15 protein-coding genes are annotated in these 16485 nt (G+C 39.2%); all 15 read left to right on the top strand.

Annotated elements, in window-relative coordinates:
• On the top strand, positions 1-1167 hold a 1167-nt coding region (locus tag T391_RS0105280; protein ID WP_027327446.1), incomplete at its 5' end, for a glycosyltransferase.
• Positions 1168-1190: 23 nt separating this feature from the next.
• A complete protein-coding gene (locus tag T391_RS0105285; protein WP_476702729.1) occupies positions 1191-2540 on the top strand; it encodes a S41 family peptidase in 1350 nt (449 codons plus the stop codon).
• 9 nt (positions 2541-2549) lie between these two features.
• Entirely contained in the window at positions 2550-3647 is a 1098-nt protein-coding gene (locus T391_RS0105290) for an SH3 domain-containing protein (RefSeq protein ID WP_027327448.1), read from the top strand.
• Entirely contained in the window at positions 3634-4335 is a 702-nt protein-coding gene (locus tag T391_RS0105295; RefSeq protein WP_027327449.1) for a lysophospholipid acyltransferase family protein, read from the top strand. The genes T391_RS0105290 and T391_RS0105295 overlap by 14 nt, the downstream gene beginning before the upstream one ends.
• The gene (gene abc-f, locus T391_RS0105300; RefSeq protein WP_027327450.1) at positions 4336-6288 is read left to right on the top strand and encodes a ribosomal protection-like ABC-F family protein; all 1953 of its coding nucleotides are present in this window, start codon (positions 4336-4338) and stop codon (positions 6286-6288) included. It begins immediately after the preceding gene.
• A gap of 53 nt (positions 6289-6341) precedes the next feature.
• Positions 6342-7694, top strand: a complete 1353-nt coding sequence (locus tag T391_RS0105305; RefSeq protein ID WP_027327451.1) for an AAA family ATPase — start codon at positions 6342-6344, stop codon at positions 7692-7694.
• Positions 7691-8215, top strand: a complete 525-nt coding sequence (locus T391_RS08440; RefSeq protein WP_051420629.1) for a hypothetical protein — start codon at positions 7691-7693, stop codon at positions 8213-8215. Before T391_RS0105305 ends, T391_RS08440 begins: the two co-directional genes overlap by 4 nt.
• A gap of 1 nt (position 8216) precedes the next feature.
• Positions 8217-9152, top strand: coding sequence for a branched-chain amino acid transaminase (locus T391_RS0105315; RefSeq protein WP_027327452.1), 936 nt, complete (start codon positions 8217-8219; stop codon positions 9150-9152).
• The gene (locus T391_RS0105320; RefSeq protein WP_027327453.1) at positions 9142-10221 is read left to right on the top strand and encodes a prohibitin family protein; all 1080 of its coding nucleotides are present in this window, start codon (positions 9142-9144) and stop codon (positions 10219-10221) included. Before T391_RS0105315 ends, T391_RS0105320 begins: the two co-directional genes overlap by 11 nt.
• Before the next feature lie 2 nt (positions 10222-10223).
• Positions 10224-10775 (top strand): DUF2393 family protein, encoded by a 552-nt coding sequence (locus tag T391_RS0105325; RefSeq protein WP_027327454.1) that lies wholly within the window; start codon positions 10224-10226, stop codon positions 10773-10775.
• Positions 10772-11464, top strand: a complete 693-nt coding sequence (locus tag T391_RS0105330) for a YaaA family protein (RefSeq protein WP_027327455.1) — start codon at positions 10772-10774, stop codon at positions 11462-11464. Before T391_RS0105325 ends, T391_RS0105330 begins: the two co-directional genes overlap by 4 nt.
• Positions 11465-11540: 76 nt before the next feature.
• Positions 11541-13268 (top strand): pyruvate carboxylase subunit B, encoded by a 1728-nt coding sequence (locus T391_RS0105335; RefSeq protein ID WP_027327456.1) that lies wholly within the window; start codon positions 11541-11543, stop codon positions 13266-13268.
• Entirely contained in the window at positions 13265-14299 is a 1035-nt protein-coding gene (locus tag T391_RS0105340) for a D-alanine--D-alanine ligase (protein ID WP_027327457.1), read from the top strand. Before T391_RS0105335 ends, T391_RS0105340 begins: the two co-directional genes overlap by 4 nt.
• A gap of 2 nt (positions 14300-14301) precedes the next feature.
• On the top strand, positions 14302-15030 hold the full coding sequence (locus T391_RS0105345; protein WP_027327458.1) for an alpha/beta fold hydrolase: 729 nt from the start codon (positions 14302-14304) through the stop codon (positions 15028-15030).
• Positions 14993-16477 carry a UDP-N-acetylmuramoyl-tripeptide--D-alanyl-D-alanine ligase gene (locus T391_RS0105350; protein WP_051420630.1) on the top strand — a complete coding sequence of 495 codons (1485 nt, stop codon included), beginning with the start codon at positions 14993-14995 and terminating at the stop codon, positions 16475-16477. Before T391_RS0105345 ends, T391_RS0105350 begins: the two co-directional genes overlap by 38 nt.
• Positions 16478-16485 lie beyond the last annotated feature (8 nt).

Below are 16485 nucleotides of genomic sequence, written 5' to 3' on the forward strand. Positions count from 1 at the left end.
TACAATGTAGAACCATATCTAAAACAATGCCTTGATTCTGTGATCCATCAAACCTATCAAAATCTCCAAATCATCCTTGTAGATGATGGAAGCACAGATCAAAGCTTTGAGATTGCTTATGAATACTTCCAAAAAGATCAAAGAATCTCAATTATCCAAAAACCCAATGGTGGTCTTAGTCAGGCTAGAAATGTAGGGATGGATTATCTAATGTCTCTAACCCCACCCCCCACAGACTACACAGTCTATGCCCACTCTAAACCCTTTGCCCCTGATTACATTCATTTCCTAGATAGTGATGATTGGTTTGAGTTAGATTGCATTGAGAAGTGTGCAGAGATTTTTGCTAGTCATCCTCAGGTTGATATTGTGTGGCATGAGCATTCATGGTTTTTAGAAGAGATTCAGAAGAAAGACACTACCTCTATCTGGCCCAAAATTAAATTGCTCAAAGGATATGCCTATCCTCCAGAGCAAATCTTTGCTCAAATGTGCACACGACATTTTAACTTCGCTTGGCAAGGAGCCTTTAGATCAGAATTTGCACACCAAGTGCGCTTCATTGAGGGGATCGAATTTGAGGATGTAGCCTATGGCATGATGCTCTTTTCGTGTGCAAAATTGATCTACCTCTCAGATCAGAGGCTTATGTGCTATAGAATCCGCCCCAATTCAATTTGTCAGAGAACTCTGACCAAAGATCCCAATCTTATCCCCACCTACGCACCTTATATGCAGGTATTGATCGATGCATTTGGTGGGGACTTCAAGAAGGCAAAGTTTTATAGCTTTTTTTATGCAGATTGCATCAATATCATCAAAACACATCAGTGGATTTTGGAAAAAGAGATCGAAGAGGAAAATCCAGCCTTGGCTAGTGAGCTTAGAAGCTTTCTTGCTTTTAGGGCTCTTGTGTTTATATTTTCACGCAAGCATTGGTTTGGATCAATCGATCCTTACAAGACTCAAGAGATGTGTGATCAGATCCAAAGCTATGGATATAAGCCCAATGCCTTGCGCATCCAGATTCAAATCTTGCTTCATAAATTTGAAGGATTTAATATCCGAGTCTTTTTGAGAGAAAAAATCCCCTTTATTTATATTCCCCTCAGAAGTATCAAGAGGCTGATTTATTCTCTATTTGTAAGTGATAGAATACGATCCTAATTTTGATTTTTGCAAAGGGAATGATTGTGAAGAAAAATCTAACTTTATTTTTAAAGATCTTTTTTGTTTTGTCACTTGTTGTTGGTGGGGTGGCTTTGGCTGTTTCTAATTCTCAAGAAAAGAGTGAAAAAGAGCAAGCCCAAAATCGCCTTGAGCCTTACAAAAAACTTCGCAAGGTGATCAATCTTGTCGAAAATCATTATGTCGATGAAGTCAAGATCGATGAGATTGTGGATAAGGCAATCGAGGGGCTTTTAGCAAATCTTGATGCACACTCTGCTTATTTGAGTGAAAAAAAATTCAAAGATCTTAAAGCTCAGACTGATGGTGAATTTGGGGGGATTGGCATCACTCTTGGACTCAAAGATCATGCCTTGACAGTTATCGCTCCTCTTGATGATTCTCCAGCGGATAAGGCGGGGATGAAATCAGGGGATGTGATTTTGAAAATCAATGACAAAAGCACGCTCAATATGGGGATCGATGATGCGGTGAATCTTATGAGAGGAAAGAAGGGAACATCACTCAAGCTCACTATTTATCGCAAAGGTGAGAGCAAGCCACTTGTATTTGATCTAAAGAGAGATATCATCAAGGTAGATTCTGTCTTTGGTCGCAAGATTGATGGAACTGATTTTTATTATATCCGTGTGAGTTCTTTTGACAAAAATGTCTCAAGCAGTGTAGAAAAATTGCTCAAAAAGGCAGGCAAAATCAAAGGAATCATCCTTGATCTCCGCAATAATCCAGGAGGATTGCTCAATCAGGCAGTGGAGCTTTCGGAGTTGTTTATCAAAAATGGTGTGGTGGTCTCCCAAAAGGGTCGCACCAAGGAAGATAATGTCGCCTTCAGTGTCAATGGAAAAGCCCCTTATGCAGAGATTCCGATGGTTGTCTTGATCAATGGTGGAAGCGCGAGCGCTAGTGAGATTGTCGCAGGAGCGATGCAAGATCATAAAAGGGCTGTTTTGGTGGGTGAGCAAAGCTTTGGCAAAGGAAGTGTGCAAGTCGTGATTCCTCTTGGCAAAACAGATGGTCTCAAACTGACAACTGCCAAGTATTATCTCCCTAGTGGACGCACGATTCAGGCTGTAGGAATCAAGCCTGATATTGAAGCATTTTATGGAGATGTCCCTCAGGGTGATAAAAACGCTCTAGAGATCAAAGAGGCGGATTTGAGAAAACATTTGGAGGGCGAATTAGAAAAGCTTGATGAGGGCAAAAATAAGCAGTCCAAAAAAGAAAATAAAAAAACTAAAACTCAAGAAAAAACTATCACTCCTGAGATGCTGATGAAAGATAATCAGCTCAAAGTAGGTGTTGATGTGCTTAAGACTTGGGGTGTAATTGAGACAAAGCAAGAGAAAAAATAAGGCATTTTAATGAGAAAAATCCTTTTCTTGCTTGCCTTGATCATTGGCTCGCTTATTGCCTCTGGGCATTCTAAGATTGTTTATTTGCGTTTGCTTACTCCTTTGGATAAGGGGGAGGAGTTTTATGTAGGACAAAAAATACAGCTCAAATATAGTCTTTTGCTTTTTTCTGGCGCTTCGCTGATGGATGTGGAGTTTATCCCCAATTCCAATAAGGTCTTAGCTGATGGAGTTGAGATTCTCAATCCCAATTCAAGCTGGATCAAAAAAGAAGATGATTCATATGAAAATACCTTTATTTACAAGATCAAAGCTCCCAATTTTGCTATCCCCACATTGAAAGTTATGGCGATCTCTCAAGATGGGAGCTATGCTGATAGTGATGAAAATAAGGGAAAAAAATTTGAAGCTATTGCTTTGGATGGAGAGAAATATACAGGGGTGCTGAGTGAAGATCTGAGAGTCAGCAATGTCAGAGCCAAGAAGTATGATGAGTGGAATAATATTATGGTGTTTGATCTAGAGAGCAAGAGGGGGAATCTTGAGGATTTTAAGCTTAAGGAAATCACAAAACAGGGATTTCATGAAGAAGTTATTGAGCAAGATGATGGAAGAATGAGGGCGATGTATTATTGTGTGCTACCAGCACATCTCAAAGAGTTAAAGTTCACATTTTTCAATCTCACGACCTTGCGATATGAAGAGAAGATCATTCCTATCGTGCTTCAAAGCGATCGTGTGAGCACACAGAGTGATTTGGAGCCCAAAAATAATTTTTTGATTTTTAGCAATATTGTTTTGGCTCTTTTGGTTGTGGCATTGCTAGTTTTGGCTTTTTTCTTGCGTTCATATAGGCGAATTTTTTGGATTTTAATTCTTACTAGCGTAGTGTTATTGGTATTTTGGATTTATGGAATCTTGGGTGTGAGAGAAGTTGTGCTCAAACCTAATGCCAAGATCACAATCTTGCCAACACAAAATTCAACTTTGATGCAAAGTGTGAGTTTTCCTCTGAGGGTGGAGGTGATTGGGGGGCATGGAGGGTTTTATAAGATCAAGCTTGAAGATTCTAGGATTGGATGGGTGAGAAAAGATGAGTGCCAGTAAGCTTAGGGGGATTGTTGCGACATTGAGCATTGCCATAGGATTGGCAATCATTATGTTTTTTATGAAGTTTTCAGAGAGGAAGAATAATTCGCGTTTTGCACGCACATGGTGTAGGATATTTTTCCCATTTAATCGTTTTGAGCTCGAGATTTATGGAGCCTTTGATGAAAGGGCTGAGATTTTGATGCTCAATCATCAATCCGCTGTAGATATCATCGTTCTTGAAGGATTGCATCCACAGAATCCTTGCTGGATTGCCAAGAAACAGCTCGGTGAGATTCCTTTCTATGGTTATGCATTGAAGGGACCGAAAATGATTCTAATCGATCGTGAAGATCGATCCAGTTTGCTTCATATTTTTAAAGAATCCAAAAGAGCACTAGGAGAGGGGAGACCTCTTGTGATTTTTCCTGAAGGGACGCGATGCAAGGATGAGAGCAAATTTTTGCCATTTAAAAATGGAGCAAAAATGATTGCTGAGAAACTCAAATTGCGTGTTCAGCCTGTTGTTTTGGTGAATTCTAGTCGGATTTATGATAGCTCTATGATGCAAAGTAGAGGAAACAAAATGAGGATTGTTGCCCTCAAGTCATTTGATCCCTTGGAAGTTGGGGAGGATTGGTATGAGAGATTGGAGGGGCAGATGCAGGATGTGTATCACAAGCATTATAGAGAGCTAAATTCCTAAATGGCACTTTTGTCACTTTGTGAAGCCTCCAAGGCTTTTGATCTCAAAATCATTCTCTCTTCAGTTTCATTTTCGATTCAAGAGGGAGAGAGAATCGCGATTGTGGGTAAGAATGGGTGTGGGAAATCCACTCTCTTAAAGATTTTATTGCAAGAGTGTGATTTGGATGAGGGGGAGAGAATCATCCAAAATAATCTTAAGCTTTCATATTTGCCTCAGATTCCAGAGTTTGATCCAGCATTGAGCGTTCAAGAGGCGATAGAGGCAAGCTTAGTCGAGCTCAAATCCACTCACAAACGACTCCATGAGGTCAATTTAGCTCTACAAAACACGCCCAATGATCAGAATCTACTCAAAGAATATGAAGAGCTGACACTAGTTTTGGATGGACTAAATGCGTGGGATTTGGATGCCAAAGTAGAGGAAGTGATTGATGCATTTTCTTTACATGAGTTTAAATATCGCAGTATTGCTTCCTTGAGTGGAGGAGAGCAAAAGCGCGTCGCACTCTCACAAATCCTATTTCAAAAATGTGATATTTTGCTTCTTGATGAGCCGACAAATCATCTTGATGTGGAGATGGTGGAATTCCTTGAGCAAAAGCTCTTAGCGCTCAAAACTACACTTGTGCTCATCAGTCATGATCGCTACTTTATTGAGAATCTTGCAACGCGTGTGGTGGAAGTAGAGAATGGAAAGCTTGCTAGCTTTGATGGAGGCTATGCGAGTTATCTTGCACAAAAAGAAGAATTACTACGCGCTTTGAGTAGGGAGCATGAAGTGCTTCTTAAGCTTCTCAAAAATGAAGAAGAGTGGCTTAGAAGAGGAGTGAAAGCACGACTAAAGCGTAATGAAGGGCGCAAAAAAAGAGTGTTAGAGATGCGCCAAAAGGCCAAATCCAACCCATCGATCATCCACAAAATGAAGCTTGAGCTTCAAAGAGAGCAGAAAGCATTCAATCGCACTGAAGGCAAAAACAATAAAAAAATGCTTTTTGAAGCCAAGGAGATCACGCAAAAAATGGGAGATAAAATCCTCTTTGAGCATTTGAGTTTTAGAATCTTGCAAAGAGATAAGATTGCGATTGTGGGGAAGAATGGAAGCGGGAAAAGCAGTCTTCTCAAAGTGCTTTTGGGTGTGGATCAGCCTATGAGGGGAAAACTTGAGCGAGGAGAGATTAGGATAGGGTATTTTGATCAACATCGAATGATGCTAGATGATGAGAAAAATATCTTAGAGACTTTTTGTCCTTTTGGTGGGGATAGAGTGGATGTGAGGGGGAAAAATATGCATGTATTTGGCTATCTCAAAAATTTTCTTTTTCCCAAGGAATTTCTCAATCAAAAGATTGCCAATCTAAGTGGAGGAGAGAAAAATCGCCTAGCCTTGGCATTGCTCTTTACAAAAGAATATGATTGTCTGATCTTGGATGAGCCGACCAATGATTTGGATATCGCAACGATTAATATTTTGGAAGAGAATCTAGCTCTTTTTGATGGCTGCGTATTGATTGTGAGTCATGATCGCTATTTTGTAGATAAGGTGGCAGAGAGACTGTTTGTTTTTGAGGGGTCGGGGGTTGTGCATGAGTATTATGAAAGCTATAGTCAATATCTAGAAGACAAAAAAGAGCTAGCTCAGTATGAGAAACTTGAGCAAGAGATCGCTTTGGGGGAGACAGAAAAGAGTGAGAGAAAAGAAGAAAAGAAAAAGGAAGTCAAACTCAGCTATAAAGACCAAAGATTGCTAGATCTGTTGCCTAGTGAGCTTGAAGAGATGGAGAGTAAGATCAGAGAGCTTGAGTATGAGCTAAGTGATCCAAATCTTTATCAAAAAAAAGGGATTTCTGTGATTGCTGGAGAGCTAGAAGAACTAAGGGGGATCTATGAAGAAAAGATGATGATTTATTTTGAGCTACTGGAGAAAAGTGAAGCATTAAAGAGTGAGACATAAAATGAGTTTAGATAGAATCCGTGCATTAGAATTTGGCGGAGTGGAGTGAGGAAATGAAAGAAAAATTAGTGATTAAAAATTTTGGACCTATTGCTTCTGCTGAAATTGAAATAAAAAAGATGATGGTTTTTATCGGAGATTCAGGAAGTGGAAAGAGTGTTGTGCTTAAACTTCTCTCACTCTTTCGCTGGATTTATAAAAAACTTTCTATTGATTCTGAATACAAGTTTGATGATTGTCGAGAAATTTTAAGGCAGTCTGGGTTGCTAGATTTTTGTGTGAGCGAAGAGTTTGGATTATTTCATTCAAATGTTTTTGAAAGTAAGGCAATTTATTGTGTCGGAGAATCTGTTGTTGAAATTAGTTGCAAAAATGGAGGATATAAACTTGATTGTTCTAAATATAAAAGTGAGGGAGAGGTAATCTATGAAAAAGTTTCCTTTATTGCCGATGATCGAATTATCCTCCCTTTGGTTTTTAATCAGCAAATGAGGGTTTCAAAGTTTCCTTATCACCTAGAGAAGACATATGAAGATTTTTTTAAGGCTACGGATAAAAGTTTTACAAATGGTGCAAGGATAAATATAGAGACAATGGATATTTGGCTCTCTCAAAAAACGGAAGGGATTCGTCCAGTCTATTATCTTGAGAATAAAGATGGCTCAATTCGATTTCACAATGCTTCTTCTGGAATGAAATCAGCTTCAATTATCGAAACAATTACTTCGTTTTATGCTCAAAACTATGATGAAGCAAAAAGGCAATTTTCTGACTTGGAATTTCATCGTAAAATAAAACAGGAAGAGATTACTATTTTAGAAGATTTACCAGAAAGAATGAAAAAAATGGATGCCGTTCTTAAGGAGGACAAGAAAAACGAATTTAGTGCAAAAAAAATGAAACCTATTTTGAACGATATGAAAGATACGCTTGATAAGCTTAAAATTTTTTTAAAAGTTAATGTGGAGATGCAAAGAATAGAGAATTTAGAATATCGCCTAAGTTTTTTTATTGAAGAGCCAGAGCTGAGTTTATTTCCAACAGCTCAGAAGAGATTGGTGGATTATCTTGTAGCACTCACTTTCAAGAAAGATAAAAACATCAGAATGGCTTTTTCAACGCATAGTCCTTATATCCTTACTTCACTCAATTGTCTTCTTAAGGCTTACAAACTTGCAGAAGAATTTCCATCACTAAGAGAAAAAATTAAGAAGATTGTTGATGAAAAATATTGGCTCAATCCAAAAGAGTTTGATGCTTTTATGGTGGAAAATGGAGAGGTGTATTCAATTTGCAAAGAAGAGAATGAGGGGTTAATATTGGCAGAAAAAATTGATGGAGTATCTGATGAGATTAGAGATGTTTTTGATGAACTTATTGATTTGGAGTTGGAGATGAAAGATTGAAGTGCAATGTTGTAAAACTTGAATGTCCTTTTAAGGAAAAAAGTATTGAATTTGGTTGCAAAGAGGATAGTCTTTGTTGTGAGCTTGGAGGACAATTAATAGTTTGCGAAGAAAAGAAAAAGAAATTTCAATTAAGAATAGATAACAATGAATCTTTTTATAAAGCCAAACTTGATGACTGTATAGAAAAGAAAAAAAATGATGCAATAAGATGTGATTATATCATTTTTAATCAAGATAGAAGTAGGGCGATTTTTCTTGAATTAAAAGGGAACGATCTAAAAAAAGCTGTAGATCAAATTGAGGCAAGTCTTAAGCGATATCCTCAACTAGGAACGCAGGAGAAGATTCTATGTATTATTTCATCACGAGGAATACCGGTTAAGACTGATGAACAAAAACCTGAACATAGAGAAGCTTTAAAAACATGGAAGAAATTGACAGAGGAGAAACTGAGACATATAAGTAGTTCAAAACTTTGTCTTCAATATGATGGAAACACTTTTAAAAAAGGAGGCTGATTTGACCCAGTCACAATGGATTTGGAAGAATGGTGAGTTTATTCCTTGGAAGGAAGCGACTACCCATCTTTTGAGTCATAGCTTGCATTATGGAAATGCTGTATTTGAGGGGGTGAGAGCCTATCCGACAGATAAGGGATTGGCTATTTTTCGTCTTCAAGAGCATACTCAAAGACTGCTAGATTCTGCCAAGATTGTCGCCCTTGATTGCTCTTTTGGATTTGATGAGCTTTGTAAGGCTCAAATTGAACTTGTGAGGAAAAATACTTTTAGGGGGGATAAAAGTGTTTATATCCGTCCTTTGATTTATTTGGGATATGGAGATTTGAGGGTGGCACATTACCACTCTCCTATTGAGGTGATGATGGCATGTTGGGAATGGGATGGATATTTGGGTGAAGATGCACAAAGTCGTGGCATCAGAGTGAAAACTAGCTCTTTTAGACGCCCATCTAATCAATCAGGATTTCTAAAAGCCAAGGTCTCAGGCAATTATCTCAACTCTCAGCTAGCGCGTTATGAGGCATATAAATGCGGGTTTGATGAGTGTATTTTGCTTGATGATTCTGGCTTTGTGACTGAAGCAAGCAGTGAGTGTTTGTTCGTAGTGAAAAAAGATGAGTTTATCACACCTCCATGGGAGAATACGCTTTGCTCAATCACACAAGAGAGCGTGATGCAAATCATTCAAAAAGAAGGATATAAACTCACTCAAAGAGCAATTACACGCGATGAGATTTATACAGCTGATGAATGTTTTTTGGTCGGAACTGCTGCTGAGATTACGCCAGTTGTTGAGCTAGATTTCCGCAAGATTGGGGATGATTTTCCCAAGACACGATGGATTCAGGAGAGATTTAGCCAAGTTGCAGGTGGAGAAGATCCTGATTTTTTACATTTTTTAACTTATATTCAAGGAGAAACTGATGCCAATTGATCTAAATGAGCATTTGAAGAAAAAAAATATGAATCGAGAGGAAAAGCCCCAAGGAGAACCTAGGAGGGAGACACCTAAGCGTGATTTCACGCCTGATTTTGGAGGGAAAAAGCTTGGATTTTTGATCGCTGGGGTGGTGATTGTCGTGCTTTTGGTTTTGGCACGACCATTTGTAGTGATCAACTCTGGTGAGGTGGGGATCAAAGTGACTGCTGGAAAATATGACAACACCCCATTGCAGCCTGGATTTCATTTCTTTGTGCCAATTCTACAAAATGTAATTGTGGTGGATACGCGGGTGAGAATCATCAATTTTTCTCGCACAGAGGATATGGGAGTGATGGGAAAAAATCAAGGGATTTTTAGAAATGATGCAATTTCTGTGATGGATTCTAGGGGACTTTCTGTCTCAATTGAGCTCACCGTGCAGTATTCGCTCAATCCAACTAAAGTCCCACAAACTATCGCAACTTATGGACTTTCTTGGGAGCAAAAGATCATCAATCCTGTGGTGCGTGATGTCGTAAGAAGTGTAGTAGGGCGCTATCCTGCTGAAGAGCTTCCCATCAAAAGAAATGAGATTGCTCAAATGATTAGCACAAATATTCAAGATGAGATTGCTAAGCTCCCCAACTCTCCTGTCAGTCTTGATTCCGTTCAGCTTAGAGAGATCGTGCTTCCCAACAATATCAAAGAGCAGATTGAAAAAGTCCAAATTGCACGCCAAGAATCAGAGCGTGTGAGATATGAAGTTGAGAGAGCCAAGCAAGAAGCAGAGAAGGTTGCCGCTCTAGCACGAGGTGAAGCAGAGGCAAATCGAGTGAGGGCACAAGGTGTGGCTGATGCGATTTTGATCGAGGCCAATGCTCAAAGCAAGGCCAATAAAACAATCGCTGATAGTTTGACTTCAAGACTTTTGGAATTGCGTCAGATTGAAACTCAAGGCAAGTTCAATGAAGCACTAAAAGTCAATAAAAATGCACAAATTTTCCTCACTCCTGGTGGAGCTGTGCCTAATATTTGGGTTGATTCTAAAAATAAGCAAAAATCCACTAGCACAAATAGATAAGAATGAATACTCTTAGTCAATGGATCTATCAAGCTCGAGAGGGGATCATCCAGATCTCCTCCCTCTTGAGTTATTTTGATCTATTGATCTTTTTTGGATGTTTTTTACTCTTTGCTCTTTTGTATATTGTGGCTTGTATTTTGGCAAGAGTGAGGTTTGGTATCCCTCAATTTTTTAAAGTATGTGCTTGGAGTGTGCTGCTAGCCACGCCAATCTTTATTGTATGGATCAATCAAAATATTCTCTATAAAAATAGAGTTGAATACAAGATGGCTAAGCATTTGGAATATAGCCCTACTTTTTTTGTTGATGGTCTTGTTTATAATGAAGGAAGGGGACAGATTGGAAAGTGTTTTTTTGTTTTGGATATTTTGCGTCCATCTGATTCTTGGAAACATAAGATTTTGAATGCCTTCTTGCCTTATAAACAATACAAATACGAGATCGCTCAAGAGATCAAACAGGGTAAATCACAAGATTTTCAAATCACAATCAATCAGTTTCCCTACAAGCTTTATCAGATGAGAGTGGAATGCTATGGAGGTAGATTGTGAAGATTCTCTTCTCTCCTAGTGAGGGTAAGGCATATTCGAGGCAGAAAGATATGCTTTCTCCACACATTGCTTCACTTCATCAGCAGTATTTGCATTTTGTGCGATCTGCAAGTGTGGAGGAATTGCAAAAATTATGGGGGATTAAGAAAATAGATGAGTTTGAAAAGATTAGAGAATCTTCACTACAAGCTCATACGATGAGAGCGATTGAGTGTTATAGCGGTGTGGCTTATGAGGCGTTAGATTTTGCTTCTTTGGATAAAAGAGAGCAAGATTTTGTTTTGGAATCTGTGTTGATTTTTAGCAATCTTTTTGGGGTGGTGAGAGCTGGAGAAATCCTGCCTTTTTATAAACTCAAGCAGGGAGAAGGGTTTGAGGGAGTGAGCACAAAAGCCATCTATCAAAAATCTCAAGATCAAATTGACTTACTTTGTGGAGATGATTTGATTGTGGATTTGAGGGCAGAGTTTTATCAGAAACTCTATGTCCCCAAAGCACATTATGTGACTTTTGAGTTCTTAAAAGATGGCAAGAAAATCAGCCATTATGCTAAGTATTACAGAGGACTGGTTTTGCGAGAGATCGCTAAGCATCAGAGTGTTGATGAGATTTGGAAATATTTGAGTGATCTCACTTTTCTTGGTTTTCAAGACAAAAAAAACTGCACAAAACTTGTCTTTAGTCTCTAAACTTGCCAAAACAAAGCCATCAGCCCAAAAGCTTTGATAAAATTGAGGCCTTTTAATCAACAAAGGGATACATCAAATGAAACAAATCAAAATCACAGAAAATTCACTCAGGGATGGAATCCAGTCTCTTTTGGCGACTCGCGTGATGACACAGGACTTGCTTGAGGCTGCCAAAATCTTTGAAGACATCGGATTTTATAGCGTAGAAGTTTGGGGTGGAGCGACTTATGATGCGTGTTTGAGGTATCTCAATGAAGATCCATTTGAACGACTTAGTGCCTTTAAGGCAATTTTCAAAACAACTCCGCTGCAAATGTTGCTTAGGGGGCAGAATCTTGTCGGTTATCGCCATTATGGCAATGATGTAGTGAGGGAATTTATCCGCTTAAGTAGTGAATCGGGGATTGATATTTTTAGAGTTTTTGATGCGCTCAATGATGCTTCCAATCTCAAAGTCAGCATTGAGGCCATTTGCAATCAGGGCAAACATGCTCAGGGTGCGATTTGTTATACCACTTCACCTGTGCATCACCGAAAGTTTTTTGTCTCTTATGCCAAAGAGCTTTTGGCGATGGGGTGTCAGAGTTTGGCGATCAAGGATATGGCTGGATTGCTTAAGCCTTTTGAGGGCTATGAGTTGATTAAGGCAATCAAAGAAGAGACGGGGGCTAGTATTGCACTTCATGTGCATAGCACGACAGGATTTGCCTTTGGAACTCATCTCAAAGCACTGGAGGCTGGAGTAGATATCTTGGATTTAAGCAATAGTGCTCTAAGTGGAGGTACATCTCATCCAAGCACTCAGGCGATGGTTGCGACCTTGCAAGAGACACCATGGGAGACTGGATTAGAGATTGAAAAAATGGAGCAGGCTTCTAAGATTCTCAAAAAAGTGCGTCAAAAATATGCGATGTATGAATCAAGTTTTAATCAAATTGATACAGAGATCTTGAGCACTCAAATCCCAGGAGGAATGATCTCCAATCTTGCCACTCAGCTTAAAGAACAAAATGCACTTGATAGGATGCCAGAGGTTGCACAAGAGATTATTGAGGTGAGGAAAGATTTTGGATACATTCCATTGGTCACTCCCACTAGTCAGATCGTGGGGACTCAGGCTGTGCTAAATGTCTTGCAGAATGAGCGCTACAAAACACTCACAACAGAATCAAAAAATCTTATCTTAGGACTCTATGGCAAAACACCAGCCCCCATCTCTCCATCTCTCAAAGAGCGAGTAGGAGAAGCAGAGAAGAATCTAGAAGATGAAATGCCAAGGGCGATCCAAGAGAGCAGAGGATTTGCAACAAAGCCAAGTGATGTGATCTCTTATGCATTATTTGGAGAGATGGCGCGTCAATACTTGGAGCAAAAAGATAAGCAACAGCCCCAAGATCTTTTGCATCAAGATTCTCAAAACTTGGGCAGATATTTTGAACTTCAAAGTGGAGGAGAGCGCTATGAGGTGGAGATCTTGGATGTGCAATCTTGCAAGGTCCATCTAAAAATCAATGGAGAAGAGAGAGAGGTTGGAATCTCTGCTATGGATAGTGCATCAGAGATGGATGAGGAGATCTTTCAGGAAAACGCGATCTTTGCTCCAATGAGTGGAGTATGCACCAAGATTTTTGTCCAAGCCAATCAAAGGGTGAAGTGTGGAGAAGTGCTTGGTATGATTGAGGCGATGAAGATGGAAAATGAGATTCTTGCACCCAAGGATGGAGAGATTCAAGAGATTTGTATCGCTCAAGGTGAGAGTGTGAATCCAAAGAAGATTTTATTTTTATTAAAGGAAGAAGAATGAAATTGAGTTTGATTTTTGGGGGGAAAAGTTATGAGCATGAGATCAGCATTGTCAGTGCAATTTCGCTTTCAAAAATTCTAGAGATCACTCATTTTATTTTTCTAGATTATGAACATCAGTTTTTTCTCATCCCCAAAGAAAAGATGAAGTCAAATACCTTTAGTTCTGGAGCATATAAGCAGTGCAAGAAGCTTATGCCAACTTATGGGGATTTTGTGAGTGCTGGATTTTTGGGGGATAAAAAACTTGGAGTGGAGAGGGTTTTGAGTGTGGTGCATGGAGGTGATGGAGAAGATGGGGTGCTCTCTTCGCTCTTGGAATTTTATCGCATCCCTTTTATCGCTCCAAGAAAAGAAGCTTGTATCTTGAGCTATGACAAGGAGCTCACTAAGCTCTATGCTCAATCTAGGGGAGTTAAAGTGCTTGGATATGAGGTATTTTCTGTGCAGAATCCCCCGATATCACTCAAGCACTATCCTGCGATCATCAAGCCATCGCGTTTGGGAAGCTCTATTGGTGTCAATGTGGTGAGGGATGAAGCAGGTCTTGCTTATGGACTAGATTGTGCATTTGAGTATGATGATCGCATTATTGTTGAGCCTTTTGTGGAGGGAGTTAGAGAGTATAATCTAGCAGGGTATAGAGATCATGAGGGTAAGATCGTATTTTCAATCGTGGAAGAGCCAAAGAAGGCAGATTTTTTAAATTTTGAAAATAAATATTTGGATTTTTCACGCACAGAGCAAGTATTGAGGGCTGAAATCTCTGAAGCTCTTGAGCAAAGTTTGAGAGAGAATTTCATCAAGCTTTATGAAAATTGCTTTGAGGGGGCAATCATTCGCTGTGATTTTTTTGTGATCGATGGAGAGGTATACCTCAATGAGATCAATCCAATCCCTGGTTCTATGGCTAATTATCTCTTTGAAGATTTTTCATCTGTTGTTGCTGGGATCTCTCTTCCATTGATGCGTGAGATTAGTGGAAATTATGCATATATCCACAAGATTCAAAGAGCCAAAGGGAAGGCTTAAAGTTGGCAAAGAAATTTTTGGAATTTGAGGGGAATCGATTTGAGATTGCCTATGAGATGATCGATCATCAGATGGATCGATGGATTGTCTTTTTGCATGGTTGGGGAAGTAATAAGGGATTGATGAAACAGGCTTTTGGCCATTGTTTTGAAGGATTTAATCATCTCTATATTGATTTGCCAGGTTTTGGGCAGAGTCAAAACCACATTGCGCTAAAGACCACTCAATATGCACAGATTCTAAAAATCTTTTTTGAATCTTTGCAGATTGATCCTTTGGAGAATATGATTGTTGGGCATAGCTTTGGAGGGAAAGTTGCTGCGCTTTTGGCTCCTAAAGAATTAGTTTTGCTCAGCTCTGCTGGGATCATTGAGCCAAAACCTCTCAAAATCAAAGCCAAAATTTATCTTGCAAAATTTGTCAAAAAGATTGGGTTTTCTTATAAGGGATTGAGATCAAAAGATGCCAATGGCTTAAATGAGGGTATGTATCAGACATTTAAAAATGTGGTTGATGAAGATTTTTCATCAATCTTTGCTTCTTTGCCATCAAAGACTTATATCTTTTGGGGTACACAAGATCGTGCGACTTCTCTTGTAAGTGGAGAAAAGATCGCTTCTTTGATACATCTAAGTCATTTTCTTGCTTTTGAGGGAGATCATTATTTCTTTTTGAAATATGCAAAAGAGATAGATGATCAGATTCAGAGATGGAGGAAGAGCGTTGAGTAGTGTATGGCTGATTGCCCTAGATTATGTGTTTTTGTTTGTTTTGGCATATTATTTGATGAACAATCTTCAGTGGTATAACTATAGCCTTTATCGTGTTTTGACCAAACATCACAAACGCTCTTGGCATTTGTTTTATTTTGTTTTTCCTCTCATTGCTTATGGATTCAGTGCTTATATGGGGTGGGTAACTTACTTTTATTTTGCATTGATTGGTTTGTATCTGCCGATCTTTGTTTATTGGATATTGAGATTGGATAAACCGCTTAAATGGACTGGGCGTGTTTGGAGATTTTTTGGGATCTTGGCCTTGTTTGCTTCTGTTGATGCTGGACTTGAGCTTGTTTATGGAGAAGTGTTTGGATCTTTTGTCATGGCTTTGGGGTTTGCGTTGCTATGTTCGGATTTGTCTGAAATGATGCTTTTTAATCGCTACAAAAAGCTTGCACGCGAAAAAATTGCTTCGATGACACAACTCAAGATCATCCTAATCACCGCAAGCTATGGAAAAACAAGTATCAAAAACTATCTTTATCAGATTCTCAAAGCCAGATTTCGTGTGCAAGCAACACCAAGAAGTGTCAATACACTCAAGGGTATCGTAGCTGATATCAATACAAATCTTGATCTACAAAGTGATTTTTATATCGTAGAAGCAGGTGCAAGGCAGAGGGGAGATATCGCTGAGATTGCTGAGTTTTTGAATCCCCAGTTTGTCATTATTGGCAAAATAGGGCCTCAGCACTTGGAATATTTCAAATCATTGGATCAAATTGTGGAGACTAAATTTGAGGCTTTGAGATCTAGTCGCTTAAAATGTGCATTGATTGAGAGAAGCAATCCTATGCCTGAAAATCTCCCAAGATATGCTGATAGAGCCAAAGGAGAGATTGATAGAATCAGCTCAACACTTCAGGGCACAAAATTTGACATGCTACTTGAGGGGGAATGGTATCAGTTTGAGACGAAGGTTTTGGGAAGTTTCAATGCTCATAATATCGCGCTTTGTATTGAGATGGCTCAAAAGATCGGCCTTAACCTCAATGAGATTGCAAATCGCGTGAGGAGACTAGAGAGTGTGGAGCATCGCTTAAGTAAAAGTGAGGTTGGAGGAAAGGTGATCTTGGATGATAGCTTTAATGGGAATCTTGAAGGAATGAAAGAGGCGATCAAAATCTCTTCAGAGCATCAAGGACGCAAGGTGATTGTCACACCAGGGATCATTGAGAGCACAGATGAGATGAATGTCTGTTTGGCACAAGAGATTGATAAAGTATTTGATGTAGTGATCATCACTGGAGAGCTCAATGCCAAGATTCTCTCTCAAGAGATCAAGCATGCCAAAAAGATCTTGCTCAAAGATAAAGATGCTATGGAAAACACACTCAAGGCATCTCTCAAAGAGGGTGATTTGGTGCTTTTTGCCAATGATGCACCAAGCTATATTTAAGGAGGAGG

Origin of the sequence: Helicobacter pametensis ATCC 51478 (genome assembly GCF_000518225.1) — a bacterium.
Taxonomy (GTDB): domain Bacteria; phylum Campylobacterota; class Campylobacteria; order Campylobacterales; family Helicobacteraceae; genus Helicobacter_G; species Helicobacter_G pametensis.

Coding starts and splice junctions, on each gene's coding strand:
- T391_RS0105340 (WP_027327457.1), top strand. CDS start 13,265: ATGAAATTGAGTTTGATTTTTGGGGGGAAAAGTTATGAGCATGAGATC.
- T391_RS0105335 (WP_027327456.1), top strand. CDS start 11,541: ATGAAACAAATCAAAATCACAGAAAATTCACTCAGGGATGGAATCCAG.
- abc-f (WP_027327450.1), top strand. CDS start 4,336: ATGGCACTTTTGTCACTTTGTGAAGCCTCCAAGGCTTTTGATCTCAAA.
- T391_RS0105295 (WP_027327449.1), top strand. CDS start 3,634: ATGAGTGCCAGTAAGCTTAGGGGGATTGTTGCGACATTGAGCATTGCC.
- T391_RS0105350 (WP_051420630.1), top strand. CDS start 14,993: ATGATCAGATTCAGAGATGGAGGAAGAGCGTTGAGTAGTGTATGGCTG.
- T391_RS0105305 (WP_027327451.1), top strand. CDS start 6,342: ATGAAAGAAAAATTAGTGATTAAAAATTTTGGACCTATTGCTTCTGCT.
- T391_RS0105325 (WP_027327454.1), top strand. CDS start 10,224: ATGAATACTCTTAGTCAATGGATCTATCAAGCTCGAGAGGGGATCATC.
- T391_RS0105320 (WP_027327453.1), top strand. CDS start 9,142: ATGCCAATTGATCTAAATGAGCATTTGAAGAAAAAAAATATGAATCGA.
- T391_RS0105290 (WP_027327448.1), top strand. CDS start 2,550: ATGAGAAAAATCCTTTTCTTGCTTGCCTTGATCATTGGCTCGCTTATT.